General features: G+C 62.2%; 13 protein-coding genes. 10 read left to right on the top strand and 3 right to left on the bottom strand.

Features of this window, described 5'->3' with window-relative positions; all coding sequences use genetic code 11:
- The coding region (locus C6P61_RS01570; RefSeq protein ID WP_146114948.1) for a DUF5801 repeats-in-toxin domain-containing protein at positions 1 to 2,002 on the top strand (2,002 nt) is incomplete at its 5' end.
- Between the two features lie 256 nt (positions 2,003 to 2,258).
- Positions 2,259 to 4,115: a TolC family outer membrane protein gene (locus C6P61_RS18260; RefSeq protein WP_280524100.1), complete on the top strand. Its 1,857-nt coding sequence runs from the start codon at positions 2,259 to 2,261 to the stop codon at positions 4,113 to 4,115.
- A gap of 70 nt (positions 4,116 to 4,185) precedes the next feature.
- Here the strand turns inward: C6P61_RS18260 and lipA are convergent, their stop codons facing one another.
- From lipA to C6P61_RS01590, 3 genes are read right to left on the bottom strand one after another with little or no spacing between them, the layout of a single operon-like run.
- Positions 4,186 to 5,166: a lipoyl synthase gene (lipA, locus tag C6P61_RS01580; RefSeq protein WP_105728176.1), complete on the bottom strand. Its 981-nt coding sequence runs from the start codon at positions 5,164 to 5,166 to the stop codon at positions 4,186 to 4,188.
- A gap of 32 nt (positions 5,167 to 5,198) precedes the next feature.
- The gene (gene lipB / locus C6P61_RS01585; protein WP_105728177.1) at positions 5,199 to 5,876 is read right to left on the bottom strand and encodes a lipoyl(octanoyl) transferase LipB; all 678 of its coding nucleotides are present in this window, start codon (positions 5,874 to 5,876) and stop codon (positions 5,199 to 5,201) included.
- Between the two features lie 2 nt (positions 5,877 to 5,878).
- On the bottom strand, positions 5,879 to 6,163 hold the full coding sequence (locus tag C6P61_RS01590) for an HP0495 family protein (protein WP_105728178.1): 285 nt from the start codon (positions 6,161 to 6,163) through the stop codon (positions 5,879 to 5,881).
- Between the two features lie 201 nt (positions 6,164 to 6,364).
- Here C6P61_RS01590 and C6P61_RS01595 point away from each other — a divergent pair, with 201 nt between their 5' ends.
- The 8 genes from C6P61_RS01595 to atpD all read left to right on the top strand — a co-directional run bounded on the left by C6P61_RS01595 (position 6,365) and on the right by atpD (position 13,203).
- Positions 6,365 to 6,895, top strand: a complete 531-nt coding sequence (locus tag C6P61_RS01595) for an ATP synthase subunit I (RefSeq protein WP_105728179.1) — start codon at positions 6,365 to 6,367, stop codon at positions 6,893 to 6,895.
- Positions 6,896 to 6,916: 21 nt separating this feature from the next.
- A complete protein-coding gene (gene atpB, locus C6P61_RS01600; protein WP_105728180.1) occupies positions 6,917 to 7,801 on the top strand; it encodes a F0F1 ATP synthase subunit A in 885 nt (294 codons plus the stop codon).
- 74 nt (positions 7,802 to 7,875) lie between these two features.
- Positions 7,876 to 8,127 carry a F0F1 ATP synthase subunit C gene (gene atpE / locus C6P61_RS01605; RefSeq protein WP_105728181.1) on the top strand — a complete coding sequence of 84 codons (252 nt, stop codon included), beginning with the start codon at positions 7,876 to 7,878 and terminating at the stop codon, positions 8,125 to 8,127.
- A 97-nt stretch (positions 8,128 to 8,224) separates the two neighbouring features.
- A complete protein-coding gene (locus C6P61_RS01610; RefSeq protein ID WP_105728182.1) occupies positions 8,225 to 8,695 on the top strand; it encodes a F0F1 ATP synthase subunit B in 471 nt (156 codons plus the stop codon).
- A gap of 20 nt (positions 8,696 to 8,715) precedes the next feature.
- Positions 8,716 to 9,246 (top strand): F0F1 ATP synthase subunit delta, encoded by a 531-nt coding sequence (locus tag C6P61_RS01615; RefSeq protein WP_105728183.1) that lies wholly within the window; start codon positions 8,716 to 8,718, stop codon positions 9,244 to 9,246.
- Positions 9,247 to 9,295: 49 nt separating this feature from the next.
- Positions 9,296 to 10,852: a F0F1 ATP synthase subunit alpha gene (gene atpA / locus C6P61_RS01620; protein ID WP_105728184.1), complete on the top strand. Its 1,557-nt coding sequence runs from the start codon at positions 9,296 to 9,298 to the stop codon at positions 10,850 to 10,852.
- Between the two features lie 33 nt (positions 10,853 to 10,885).
- Entirely contained in the window at positions 10,886 to 11,755 is an 870-nt protein-coding gene (gene atpG / locus C6P61_RS01625; RefSeq protein ID WP_105728185.1) for a F0F1 ATP synthase subunit gamma, read from the top strand.
- A 41-nt stretch (positions 11,756 to 11,796) separates the two neighbouring features.
- Positions 11,797 to 13,203, top strand: coding sequence for a F0F1 ATP synthase subunit beta (gene atpD, locus C6P61_RS01630; protein WP_105728186.1), 1,407 nt, complete (start codon positions 11,797 to 11,799; stop codon positions 13,201 to 13,203).
- Positions 13,204 to 13,294 lie beyond the last annotated feature (91 nt).

Here is a 13,294-nt window from a genome sequence, read left to right on the forward strand (position 1 = left end):
GGACGACGGCCCGAGCATTGCAGTCAGCGCGACCGCGCCGGCTGCGGCTTCGCTGCAGGTGGATGAAAGCTTGTTGGGCACCAATGTCAGCGTGAGCTTCGCTAACCGCTTTGGCAACACTCCGAGCTACGGCGCGGACGGTGCGGGCACGGTGGGCTCGGCCTTTGCGCTCGGCATCAAGAGCGTGGGGGCGGACAGTGGACTGGTGGACACGCTCACGGGCAACCACATCTACCTGTACCTGTCAGGCAACGACGTGGTGGGCCGTGTGGGCAGTGCCACGACCACGCCGGACCCGGCCGGTACGGTGGCGTTCCGGGTCAGCAACAGCGGTGCCTTGGTGACGCTGGACCAGGTGACTGCCATCGTGCACCCGACGACGCAGCCGAACGAAGCCAAGTCCTTGAGTGCGGCTGACCTGATCACGTTGACGCGTACCGACACCATCACCGACAGGGATGGTGACAGCAACACGGGCTCGAATTCGATCAACCTGGGCAGTGCCATCAGCTTCCTGGACGATGGCCCGACGACGACGCTGACGGTCAAGAACACCATCTTCATTCCCTTGTCCAGCGTGGACGAGACCGTCGGTCCCGACCGCTACGCTCCTTTGGAGAGTCCGGACGCTGGCAACAACGATGACGGCATGGGCTGGCTGGGGCGGGTCACCACCTCGGTCAGTGGTGGCCTGGGGCTGGTCAACCTGTTTGACGTGGGGGGAGCCTATGGCGCAGACGGGGCCGGCACCACCAATGGCACATTGAGCTTTACCGGCATCCCGCCCAGCGGCCTGGAAACCACGCTGTCGTCAACGGCGGGCGGCACGATCACGCTATTCCTGGAGAGCGGTGTCATCGTCGGCCGCGACGCCAACGGAGGCAATCCGGTATTCAGGATCGAGATCGTGAATACCGCATCGAGCGGTGATCCGGCGGTCTACGAATTGCAGACCACCTTGTACGAGGCGATCCGCCATGGCGACACGGCACTGCACGATGAATCGATCGATTTGTTGATGACCGCTGGTGAGGTGAACCTGAACTATCAGGTCATTCGCACAGATGGCGACGGCGATAGAAACAACATCAACTCCTCCATCGTGCTGATCGACTCGAGCTCATCGTTCTTCAGTTTCGACGATGACGGTCCGATGACCGATCCCTCCACCAGCGGGCAGGCAGTCGATTCGCTCGGATACCTGTCGTTCGGGACCGACGGCGGCTATGTCGAATCTATTACCCTGGGCAGCACGACCTATGCTTGGAACACCAGCACGAACAGCATCGACGTCACGGGAGGGCCGAGCAGCCTGATTGGCTTCGATGCCGGTACGCATCTCATGCAGGTGACGGTGGGGACGGGACAGTTCACCGTGGACATGGATGACGGTCGTTACAACCTGCTGCTCACCCCCGCTGCGGATTTCCATCTCGATGTCGGCTACGCGCTGGTCGACAACGACGGCGACCATGCCACTGGCACGCTGCCGATCGACTTGAAGGTCTCGCAGATCGGTGATTCCTCAGGCAACACCATCAACGGCACTGCTGGCAGCAACGACTTGTTGCTGGGAGAGGATGGCAACGACATCCTGGACGGTCTCAGCGGCGATGACCTCCTGGTTGGTGGCAAGGACTCCGACACGATGACCGGGGGTGATGGAGCGGACACCTTTGTCTGGCGCCGCAACGACCAGGGCACGGGCGGCTCAATCGACACCATCACCGACTTTGGCAATGGCCAGGACAGACTGGACCTGCGTGACCTGTTGCAGGGCGAGCATCAGGGGGCCGCAGCAGGGACCAGCGGCAGCCTGGAGCAGTACCTGCACTTCACAACCTCGGGGGGGAACACGACGATCGAAGTCACGATTGATCCAACTATCTCAACTGCGTTTGGTTTGTCCATCGTTCTGCAGGGCGTCACGCTGGCCGGTGCCGACGACGCGAGCAAGATCTCGAACCTGTTGGCCGCCAACAAGCTGGTCGTGGATCTCTGACCGCATCCTTGCCCGTCCGACCCGGCGTCGTCCGGGTCGGATTTCACCCGGCATCCATGGTGCGCGTGGACCGGCCTCGGGCTGGGTCTGTTCCAGGTGAGAGCCACCAGAATTGTGTCTTCTTGACAACAACAAGGGGCTACTCGCAAAGTGACTCCACTGATATAGTGAGTCAAATGTGTAGGCATGTAATCTTGCGCATGGGGTGATGGATGCGCAGAACTGAAAGGGTGGGAGAATGAAAAAAAGTACAAAAATGAGTGCCATTGCTGGCGCGATTCTGGTCATGACAGGCGGAGTGACATGGGCTCAAGCCCAGACCCTGCTGCCCGCCCCGCTGGTGACGGCAGCGCAGAAAGCGGTCGTCACCAACCCCGAGGTGCAGGCGCGCTGGCGTGAGTACACCGGCGCCGTGGCCGATGGCGACGCCGCGACGGCGGGCTACAAGCCTCAGGTCGACCTGACGCTGGGCGTCGGTCGCGAATGGAAGGACTATCCGGGCGCTACGCCTGCGGGTAGCCAGACGGAGTACACCCGTACCGGTGGCTCGGTCACCCTGACCCAAATGCTGTTCGACGGCATGTTCACGCGCAACGAGGTCAAGCGCCTGGGCTATGCCAAGCTGGTGCGTTACTACGAACTGCTCGAAGCCTCCGAAAACATCAGCCTGGAGGCTGTCAAGGCCTACGCCGATGTGGCGCGGCGCAGCGAACTGGTCGAGGAAGCTCGCGCCAACTTCCTCGAGCACAAGCTCACCTACGTCAAGCTGGAAGACCGGGTCCGTGCCGGCAGGGACACCCGGGTCGACCTCTCTCAGGCCTATGGCCGGTTGGCATTGGCCGAGTCCAACCTGCTGACTGAAGTGTCCAATCTGCACGATGTGAGCGCACGCTACCTGCGCATCATGGGCGAGAAGCCGCCGACCAAGATCGCCGCCTTGTCCGAAGGCCTCAAGCTCCAGGGCATTCCGGCCAGCGCCACCGAGGCGATGCGGATCGGCCTGCCCAACAGTCCGACCATCAACGCTGCCTACGAGAACGTGCGTTCGAGCCAGTCCAACATCGAGTCGCGCAAGGCCGCCTACTGGCCCCGGGTCGACTTCCGCATCCGCGACAGCTGGGGGCGCAACGTCGATGGCGTCGATGGCAGCCGGCGCGACCAGGTGGCCGAGGTGGTGCTCAACTACAACCTGTACCGCGGCGGCTACGACAAGGCACGCGAGCGGCAGGCGGTCGAATACCGCTTCCAGGCGCGCGATCTGCAGGAAAAGGCCTGTCGTGATGTGCGCCAGACGCTGGCCATTGCCTTCCAGGATGTGGTCAAGATCAACGAGCAGCTCGGTTACCTGCAGACGCACCAGTTGTCGACCGAAAAGGTGATGCAGGGTTACCGTGAGCAGTTCTACGCCAACAAGGACCGTACCCTGCTGGATCTGCTCGACACGCAGAACGAACTGTTCGAAGCCAATCGGGCCTATATCAACGCGCGCTACGACGAGGTCATCGCCCAGGCCCGCACGCTGGCCAGCATGGGCAAGCTGACGGCGGCGCTCGGTGTCGCGCGTCCCGATCAGCCCGGCCTGAAGGAGGCCGGCCAGGACCGCGAACCCTTGCTGCCGCCCGAGGAACTCTGCCCCTTCGATGCGCCCGAGCTCGCGGTGGTTGACAAGTCGGTCGATGCGCCCAAGCCGGTTGCCATCAAGCTGGAGCAGCCGCTCAAGGTGACCTTCCCGGCCAGCGCGCTGTTCGACTTCGACAAGTCAGTGCTCAAGCCCGAAGGCAAGCGGGGGCTTGACAACCTGCTGGCCAAGGTCAAGGGTGCCGACATCGAGATTTATATCGTGGTCGGCCATACCGATTCGATCGGCACCGACGAGTACAACCGCAAGCTGTCGCTGCGGCGTGCCGATTCAGTCAAGACCTATCTCGTGAGCCAGGGCGTGCCGCAGATCAAGATCCGTGCCGATGGCCGGGGCGAGTCCGAGCCGGTCGCCAGCAACAAGACGGCTGAAGGCCGCAGCCAGAACCGCCGGGTCGAAGTGACGGTGGTACCGACCGGCTACAAGGGCCCGTTGCCGGCTTCCACAGCCCCCAAGGCGACAGAGCCGAAATAAGCTGCGGCTCCAATGAAGAAGGCCAGGTCTTGCGACCTGGCCTTCTTCGATTCCCGGTCAGCGCCAGTCTTCAGACGCCGGCGGCGTGCGCCTGCTGGTCGGCGTGGTAGCTCGATCGCACCATGGCGCCGACGGCAGCGTGCGAGAAGCCCATCTCGTAGGCCTTGGCCTCGAACATCTTGAAGACGTCGGGGTGCACATAGCGGCGTACCGGCAGGTGGTGGCCGCTGGGCGCCAGGTACTGGCCGATCGTCAGCATGTCGATGTCGTGCGCGCGCATGTCGCGCATGACCTCCAGGATTTCCTCGTCGGTCTCGCCCAGGCCGACCATCAGGCCGCTCTTGGTCGGGATGTTGGGAAAGCGGGCCTTGAAGTCCTGCAGCAGCTTGAGCGAATGCGCGTAGTCGGCACCCGGGCGCGCTTCCTTGTACAGGCGGGGCACCGTTTCCATGTTGTGGTTCATGACATCCGGCAGGCCTTCGGCCAGGATGTCGAGCGCCTTGTCCAGCCGGCCACGGAAGTCGGGCACCAGGACCTCGATCTGGGTCTTGGGCGAGAGCTCGCGCGTCTTCTGGATGCAAGTCACATAGTGGCCGGCACCGCCGTCGCGCAGGTCGTCGCGGTCGACGCTGGTGATCACGACATAGTTGAGCTTGAGCGCGGCGATGGTCTTGGCCAGGTTCTCGGGTTCGTTGACGTCGAGCGGGTCCGGGCGGCCGTGGCCGACGTCGCAGAACGGGCAGCGCCGCGTGCACTTGTCGCCCATGATCATGAAGGTCGCGGTGCCCTTGCCGAAGCATTCGCCGATGTTCGGGCAGGAGGCTTCCTCGCACACCGTCACCAGTTTGTTGGCGCGCAGCGTGTCCTTGATCTCGTAGAAGCGGGTGGTCGGCGAGCCGGCCTTGACGCGAATCCAGTCGGGCTTCTTGAGCGTTTCGGCTGGCACGATCTTGATCGGGATGCGTGCCGTCTTGGCGTGGCTCTTTTGCTTGGCGCTGGCGTTGTAGTTGGCGGCGTCTTCGGCCTGGTGGACGACGGGGTTGCTCGACATCTGGATTTTCCGGCTAGTGGGGTGATTGCCTGTCAGGCGGACAGCAGGGCGCCAAGCTTCTGGCCCAGCACCTCGGCCACGTCCTCGGGCGCAGCTTGGACCCCGATTGTATGGAGATCGACGGTTTTGAGCCCGACGTAGCCGCAGGGGTTGATGCGCGCGTAGGGTTCCAGGTCCATCGCGACGTTGAGCGCCAGCCCGTGGTAAGTGCAATGGCGGTGTACCTTGATGCCCAGCGCGCTGATCTTGCCCAGGCCGCGGAAAGGGTCGCCGTCCGGTGCCGGGCCGGTCAGTGCCGCGTGCGAGAACGGGTCTTCGAGCCGGACGTAGATGCCTGGCGCGCTGGCGACCCGGTGTCCCGTCACGTTCCAGTGCGCGAGCGTGCGGATCACGGCCTCCTCGAGCCGGTAGACATATTCCTTGACGTAGTAGCCAGCGCGCTGCAGGTCGATCAGGGGATAGGCCATGACCTGGCCCGGGCCATGATAGGTCACCTGGCCGCCGCGGTTGGTCTGGACCACCGGGATCTCGCCCGCCGCCAGCACATGCTCGGCCTTGCCGGCCAGCCCCTGGGTGAAGACCGGCGCATGCTCGCAGAGCCAGAGCTGGTCCGTGCTGTCGGGCCCACGCTCGGCGCTGAACTGTTGCATGGCCGCGACAGTGGCCAGGTAGTCGACCCGTCCCAGTCGGCTGATCGCGAGACCAGGCATGTTCACAGGACGATCTTGACCATCGGATGGGTGGTCAAGGTGCGGTAGAGTTCGTCGAGTTGTTCGCGGTGGGTGACATAGACGCTGATCGTCAGGCCCAGATAGTTGCCGCTGCGGCTCGGACGCTGCTCGATCGTGGCAGCGTCGAAGCTGGGATCAAACTGGGTCGCCACATGCGCGATCGCAGCGCAGAAGCCTTCCACCTGGGCACCCATGACCTTGATCGGGAAATGGCAGGGGTATTCGATCAGGGATTGTTCCGGCGGGATGTCGCGGCTGATGTCCATGGTTGTCACGTATTCGTAAGGTAGGATAGGTAAAAAGCTGATTATCCCAAGCCTGCGTGGCCGTTGCCAGACAGGAATGCGGCAAGTTGACGCCCCACTGTCATGAAGGTGCAAAAGACTTGACGCACACTAAGGGTTGCTACGTATAATGAGTGGCTTTGCGGGGTGCAGGCTGGGCCTGGCTTGCGTGGAGAACGCGTGATGAAGAACGAGCCGGAAAACCGCCGCCCTGTCTACGATGATGAAGTAGATGAGGTGCCTGAGCCAGAATTCAAGCGCTGGAGCGCTGATGAGGCTGCCGAGTGGCGCAGGCGTCAGCCGCGCGAATCGGTCTGGGATGTGGTTCGGTGGCAGCTGTTGCTTGGCTTACTGCTGGTTCCGTTGACATGGTTGTTGACGCGACGGGCTGAAGTGGTCGGGTCGGTTGTCTACGGTGTCTCGTGCATCTTGTTGCCGACGGCTCTGATGGCTTATGGCCTGACTTCGAGCGGACTGGCCAGGATGTTGCAGCGGCTGTTTCCCGGAGTGTCCGGGTTGTCGTTGGCAGGATTGTTCTTTTGGGAAGGGGTCAAGCTCCTGTTGGCGCTTGCCATGATGTGGCTGGCCCCCAGGCTGGTCCCCGGACTGAGCTGGCTGGCCCTGGTGGCTGGGCTGGTGGTGGCGCTCAAGGCGTATTGGCTGGAACTCTTGATGCGTTCCCGCCGAGCGTCTCGGACGTCGAAAATTTTGTGACTATTAATGGCTGAATCAAACATGGCGATTGAAGGCGTGGGCCCGACCCCGGGCGAATACATCAAGCACCACCTGACGCACCTGACCAACCACGGTGACAAGCAGTCGGGCATCGTTGACTTCAGCTACTGGAACCTCGATTCGATCGTGGTCGCGGCGACGCTGGGTCTGCTGACGGTGTTCGTGCTGTGGCTGGGCGCACGCAAGGCTACCGCCGGCGTGCCGGGCCGTTTCCAGGCTGCCGTCGAGATTCTGGTCGAAATGGTGGAAAACCAGGCCAAGGGCCTGATCCACAACGAACAAAGCCGCAAGCTGGTCTCGCCCCTGGCGCTGACCGTGTTTGTCTGGATCTTCATGATGAACTTCATGGACATGCTGCCGCTGGACATGCTGCCCAAGATCTGGGAAGGCGTCTACGCTGCACAAGGTCATGATCCGCACCACGCCTACCTGCGCGTCGTCCCGACCGCCGACCTGTCCACCACCCTGGGTCTGTCGGTGTCGGTGCTGCTGATGTGCCTGTTCTACAACATCAAGATCAAAGGTCTGGGCGGCTGGTCGCACGAACTGGTCAGCGCACCGTTCGGTACCAGCAAGAATCCTCTGTTTGCCATTCCGCTGGGTCTGGTGAACTTCCTGATGCAAATGATCGAATTCCTGGCGAAGACTGTTTCGCACGGCATGCGGTTGTTTGGCAACATGTTCGCGGGTGAACTGGTCTTCATGCTGATCGCGCTGTTGGGTGGCTACGCCACGCTCTCGCTCAGCGGTGGCCTGTTATTCGTCGGGCACCTGGTCGCCGGCACGGTGTGGACCTTGTTCCATATCCTGGTCATCACTCTGCAGGCGTTCATCTTCATGATGCTGGCTCTGATTTATCTGGGTCAAGCGCATGATGCGCACTGAGTTCGCGTAACCCGCGCACTGTGTTTCTCTTAGCTTTTCTTTCTTAACCTTCCTCTCATTTCAAAGGATTCATCATGGAAAACGTTCTGGGTCTGGTTGCTCTGGCTTGTGGTCTCATCGTCGCTCTGGGTGCTGTTGGCGCTTCTATCGGCATCGCGATCATGGGTGGCAAGTTCCTCGAATCTTCTGCCCGTCAGCCTGAAATGATGAACGACTTGCAAACCAAGATGTTCATTCTGGCTGGTCTGATCGACGCCGCCTTCCTGATCGGCGTTGCTGTTGCCCTGCTGTTCGCCTTCGCGAACCCCTTCGTCATCGCCGCCTGATAGTTTGCTGTGAGGAAGGACGTGCTCCGGCCAAGGCCGGGGCGCGCGTCACAGCAAATGCGTTTCAACTCCCGATAACACACAGAAAGGCGTTGCGATGAACATCAATGCAACCCTCTTTGCGCAGATCATTGTCTTCGCGATTCTGGTGGGTTTCACGATGAAGTTCGTGTGGCCCCCGATCGCCAAGGCCCTGGATGAACGCGCGCAGAAGATTTCCGAAGGTCTGGCCGCATCCGAAAAAGCCAAGACCGAGCTGGCCGTCGCCAACAAGCGTGTCGAGGCAGAGTTGAGCAAGTCGCGCAACGAGTCCGCCACCCGCCTCGCCGATGCCGAGCAACGCGCTCAGGCCACGATCGACGAAGCCAAGGTTCGTGCCAATGACGAAGCCGCCAAGATCATTGCCGCTGCCAAGGCTGATGCCGAGCAGCAGGTGGTCAAGGCCCGCGAAGTCCTGCGCGAGCAGGTCGCCAGCCTGGCCGTCAAGGGCGCAGAGCAGATTCTGCAGCGCGAAGTCAACGCCGGCGTGCATGCCGAGCTGTTGAACCGCCTGAAGACCGAACTTTGACCAGCGCATAAAGGTTGACCATGGCTGAACTTGCCACCATTGCCCGCCCCTACGCTGAAGCGCTGTTCAAGGCCGCCAAGGCCGACGCCGCTGCCGCCGCGCAGTGGGTCGAAGAGCTGGCTGCCATTGCTGGCAATGAGCAGCTGCTGCAATTTGCCGATAACCCCAAGGTCAACGCCCAGCAGGTGTTCGACCTGGTTTCGGGTGTCTGCAAGCAGGCGCTGCCCGAAATCGGCCGCAATTTCCTGCTGACCGTGATCGAGAACGGCCGCGTGGCCGTGCTGCCCGAGATTGCCCGCCAGTTCCGCACCCTTGTGAATGCGCAGCTGGGCACCTCGGATGCCGTGGTCTACAGCGCCTACGACATCGACAGCGCGGCCCTGGCCGATCTGGCTGGCGTCCTTGAAAAGCGTTTCGCCCGCAAGCTCAACCTGCAACTCGTGCTGCAGCCCGAGCTCATCGGCGGTGTTCGCGTGGTCGTGGGCGACGAGGTGCTGGACCTGACGGTCAAAGCCCGCCTGGAACAAATGAAAGCGGCCCTGACGGCGTAAGCCGCGGTGTGTCCCGAAGCGCAAACCTATACGAAAGAAGGAAAGAGTCATGCAACTCAATCCCGCAGAAATTTCTGAACTGATCAAGTCCCGCATCGAAGGCTTGGCCCCCGCTGCCGACGTGCGCAATCAGGGTACCGTGGTGTCCGTGACTGACGGTATCGTCCGCGTCCACGGCCTGTCCGACGTCATGCAGGGCGAGATGCTTGAGTTCCCGGTCACCCCGGACGGTCAGCAGACCTTCGGCCTGGCGCTGAACCTCGAGCGCGACTCCGTCGGCGCCGTGATCCTGGGCGAGTACGAGCATATCTCCGAAGGCGACACGGTCAAGTGCACCGGCCGCATCCTGGAAGTGCCGGTCGGCCCCGAGCTGATCGGCCGCGTGGTCAACGCGCTGGGCGCACCGATCGACGGCAAGGGCCCGATCAACGCCAAGATGACCGACGTGATCGAGAAGGTCGCCCCGGGCGTGATCGCTCGTCAGTCCGTCGACCAGCCGCTGCAGACCGGCCTGAAGTCGATCGACTCGATGGTTCCCGTCGGCCGTGGCCAGCGCGAACTGATCATCGGCGACCGCCAGACCGGCAAGACCGCCGTCGCGATCGACGCCATCATCAACCAGAAGGGCCAGGGCGTCACCTGTATCTACGTCGCGATCGGCCAGAAGGCTTCCTCGATCAAGAACGTGGTGCGTGCGCTCGAGCAGGCTGGCGCGATGGAGTACACCATCGTTGTCGCCGCTTCGGCTTCCGAATCCGCTGCGATGCAGTACCTGTCGGCCTACGCCGGCTGCACCATGGGCGAGTACTTCCGCGACCGCGGCGAAGACGCGCTGATCGTGTATGACGACCTGTCCAAGCAGGCCGTGGCCTACCGCCAGGTCTCGCTGCTGCTGCGCCGCCCGCCGGGCCGCGAAGCCTACCCGGGCGACGTGTTCTATCTCCACAGCCGTCTGCTCGAGCGTGCCGCTCGCGTCAACGCCGACTACGTCGAAGCCTTCACCAAGGGCGCTGTCAAGGGCAAGACCGGTTCGCTGACCGCACTGCCGATCATCGAAACGCAAGCTGGCGACGTGTCGGCCTTCGTTCCGACCAACGTGATCTCGATCACCGACGGCCAGATCTTCCTGGAAACCAGCCTGTTCAACGCCGGTATCCGTCCCGCGATCAACGCCGGTATCTCGGTGTCGCGCGTCGGTGGTGCTGCACAGACCAAGCTGGTCAAGAGCCTGTCCGGCGGTATCCGTACCGACCTGGCCCAGTACCGTGAACTGGCTGCCTTCGCGCAGTTCGCTTCCGACCTGGACGAAGCCACCCGCAAGCAGCTCGACCGCGGTGCCCGCGTGACCGAACTGCTCAAGCAGGCCCAGTACGCTCCGCTGTCGATCAGCCTGATGGGCGCGACCCTGTTCGCGGTCAACAAGGGCTACATGGACGACATCGCCGTCAACAAGGTCTTGGCTTTCGAAGCCGGCCTGCACGCCCACCTGAAGCACAAGCACGCTGCCCTGCTGTCCAAGCTGGAAGCGGCCAAGGCCATGGACAAGGACGCCGAAGCTGAACTGAACTCTGCCGTCGCCGAGTTCAAGAAGACCGGCACTTACTGAGCGGCGCTTCAAGCGTTCGTTTAAGGAGCATCAATGGCAGCAGGCAAGGAAATACGCGGCAAGATCAAATCGGTGGAAAACACCAAGAAGATCACCAAAGCCATGGAAATGGTCGCCGCCTCCAAAATGCGCAAGGCGCAGGACCGCATGCGCCAGGCTCGGCCTTACAGCGAGAAGGTGCGCCAGATCGTCGGTAACCTGAGCCGGGCCAATCCGGACTACACGCACCCGTTCATGCAGGTCAACGCTGACGCGAAGACTGTTGGCATGGTCGTGGTCACGACTGACAAGGGCCTGTGCGGTGGTATGAATACCAACGTGCTGCGCCTGGTCACGAACCAGTTCAAGGACCTCCAGACCCAGGGCCAGGCCGCGGAAGCGGTCGCCATCGGCAACAAGGGCCTGGGTTTCCTGAACCGTATCGGTGCCAAGGTCGTCTCGCACGTCACGGGTCTGGGCGATACGCCCCACCTGGAAAAGCTGATCGGCCCGGTCAAGGTGCTGCTCGATGCTTATGCCGAAGGTCGCGTGAGCGCGGTGTACCTGTGCTACACCCGCTTCATCAACACCATGAAGCAGGAAGCCGTGGTGCAGCAGTTGCTGCCCCTGAACGTTTCCGAGCTGCAGCAAGGTGAGCAGGGCCACGACTGGGATTACATCTACGAACCCGATGCCGCCACGGTGATCGACGAACTGCTGGTGCGTTACCTGGAATCCCAGGTCTACCAGGCAGTCGCCGAGAACATGGCATCCGAGCAGTCGGCGCGTATGGTGGCCATGAAAGCTGCGACCGACAACGCCGGTAGCGTGATCAACGAGCTCAAGCTGGTCTACAACAAGACCCGTCAGGCCGCGATCACCAAGGAACTGTCGGAAATCGTGGCAGGCGCCGCGGCCGTTTGAGGCCGGGTTCACAGAATTAGAAAATATTTAAGGTTTCAATCATGGCTCAAGTTCAAGGCAAGATTGTTCAGTGTATCGGCGCCGTGGTGGACGTGGAGTTTCCGCGCAACCAGATGCCGCGCGTCTATGACGCACTGAAGATGGAAGGTTCTGCACTGACCCTGGAAGTGCAACAGCAGCTCGGCGACGGCGTGGTCCGTACCATTGCTCTGGGTTCGTCCGATGGTCTGCGTCGCGGCATGCTGGTGACCAACACCCACGCTCCGATCACTGTCCCGGTTGGCAAGGCCACCCTGGGCCGCATCATGGACGTGCTGGGCAACCCGATCGACGAGCGCGGCGAAGTCTCGCAAGAGCTGACCGCTTCGATCCACCGCAAGGCCCCGGCTTATGACGAGCTGTCGCCCTCGCAGGAACTGCTCGAGACCGGCATCAAGGTGATCGACCTGGTCTGCCCGTTCGCCAAGGGCGGCAAGGTGGGTCTGTTCGGTGGCGCCGGCGTCGGCAAGACCGTGAACATGATGGAGCTCATCAACAACATCGCCAAGGCGCACAGCGGTCTGTCCGTGTTCGCCGGCGTGGGTGAGCGTACCCGTGAAGGTAACGACTTCTATCACGAGATGGCCGATTCGGGCGTCGTGAACCTCGACAACCTGGGCGAGTCCAAGGTTGCCATGGTCTACGGCCAGATGAACGAGCCGCCGGGCAACCGTCTGCGCGTCGCGCTGACCGGCCTGACCATCGCCGAGTCGTTCCGCGACGAAGGCAAGGACGTGCTGTTCTTCGTGGACAACATCTACCGCTACACCCTGGCCGGTACCGAAGTGTCCGCACTGCTGGGCCGTATGCCTTCCGCCGTGGGCTACCAGCCGACGCTGGCCGAGGAAATGGGCCGTCTGCAAGAGCGTATCACCTCGACCAAGGTTGGTTCGATCACCTCGATCCAGGCCGTTTACGTGCCGGCCGATGACTTGACCGACCCGTCGCCTGCCACCACCTTCGCCCACCTGGACTCGACCGTCGTGCTGTCGCGTGACATCGCCTCGCTGGGTATCTACCCGGCCGTCGATCCGCTCGACTCCACCAGCCGCCAGCTGGATCCGCTGGTCGTTGGCGAAGAGCACTACGCAACCGCCCGTTCGGTGCAGGGTACCCTGCAGCGCTACAAGGAACTGCGCGACATCATCGCGATCCTGGGCATGGACGAACTGGCTCCGGAAGACAAGCTCGCCGTGGCGCGCGCTCGCAAGATCCAGCGCTTCCTGTCCCAGCCGTTCCACGTCGCTGAAGTGTTCACCGGCTCGCCGGGCAAGTATGTGCCGCTGTCGGAAACCATCCGTGGTTTCAAGATGATCACCGCCGGTGAGTGCGATCATCTGCCGGAGCAGGCCTTCTACATGGTTGGTACCATCGACGAAGCCTTCGAAAAGGCCAAGAAGCTGGCGTAAAGCTTCGTATTCGGGCGTCTGGCGTTGTTGCAGTGCTCGCCGTACCCTCAGTACGGCTGTGCGCTGCGCCTAGCCAGACACCCGACTACTC

The sequence above is a fragment of the Malikia spinosa genome, from assembly GCF_002980625.1.
Classification (GTDB): domain Bacteria; phylum Pseudomonadota; class Gammaproteobacteria; order Burkholderiales; family Burkholderiaceae_C; genus Malikia; species Malikia spinosa.

What these genes read in the sequence shown, in the direction of transcription:
- C6P61_RS18260 (WP_280524100.1), top strand. Translation starts at nt 2,259, where the DNA reads ATGAGTGCCATTGCTGGCGCGATTCTGGTCATGACAGGCGGAGTGACA.
- lipA (WP_105728176.1), bottom strand. Translation starts at nt 5,166, where the DNA reads ATGTCGAGCAACCCCGTCGTCCACCAGGCCGAAGACGCCGCCAACTAC.
- lipB (WP_105728177.1), bottom strand. Translation starts at nt 5,876, where the DNA reads ATGCCTGGTCTCGCGATCAGCCGACTGGGACGGGTCGACTACCTGGCC.
- C6P61_RS01590 (WP_105728178.1), bottom strand. Translation starts at nt 6,163, where the DNA reads ATGGACATCAGCCGCGACATCCCGCCGGAACAATCCCTGATCGAATAC.
- C6P61_RS01595 (WP_105728179.1), top strand. Translation starts at nt 6,365, where the DNA reads ATGAAGAACGAGCCGGAAAACCGCCGCCCTGTCTACGATGATGAAGTA.
- atpB (WP_105728180.1), top strand. Translation starts at nt 6,917, where the DNA reads ATGGCGATTGAAGGCGTGGGCCCGACCCCGGGCGAATACATCAAGCAC.
- atpE (WP_105728181.1), top strand. Translation starts at nt 7,876, where the DNA reads ATGGAAAACGTTCTGGGTCTGGTTGCTCTGGCTTGTGGTCTCATCGTC.
- C6P61_RS01610 (WP_105728182.1), top strand. Translation starts at nt 8,225, where the DNA reads ATGAACATCAATGCAACCCTCTTTGCGCAGATCATTGTCTTCGCGATT.
- C6P61_RS01615 (WP_105728183.1), top strand. Translation starts at nt 8,716, where the DNA reads ATGGCTGAACTTGCCACCATTGCCCGCCCCTACGCTGAAGCGCTGTTC.
- atpA (WP_105728184.1), top strand. Translation starts at nt 9,296, where the DNA reads ATGCAACTCAATCCCGCAGAAATTTCTGAACTGATCAAGTCCCGCATC.
- atpG (WP_105728185.1), top strand. Translation starts at nt 10,886, where the DNA reads ATGGCAGCAGGCAAGGAAATACGCGGCAAGATCAAATCGGTGGAAAAC.
- atpD (WP_105728186.1), top strand. Translation starts at nt 11,797, where the DNA reads ATGGCTCAAGTTCAAGGCAAGATTGTTCAGTGTATCGGCGCCGTGGTG.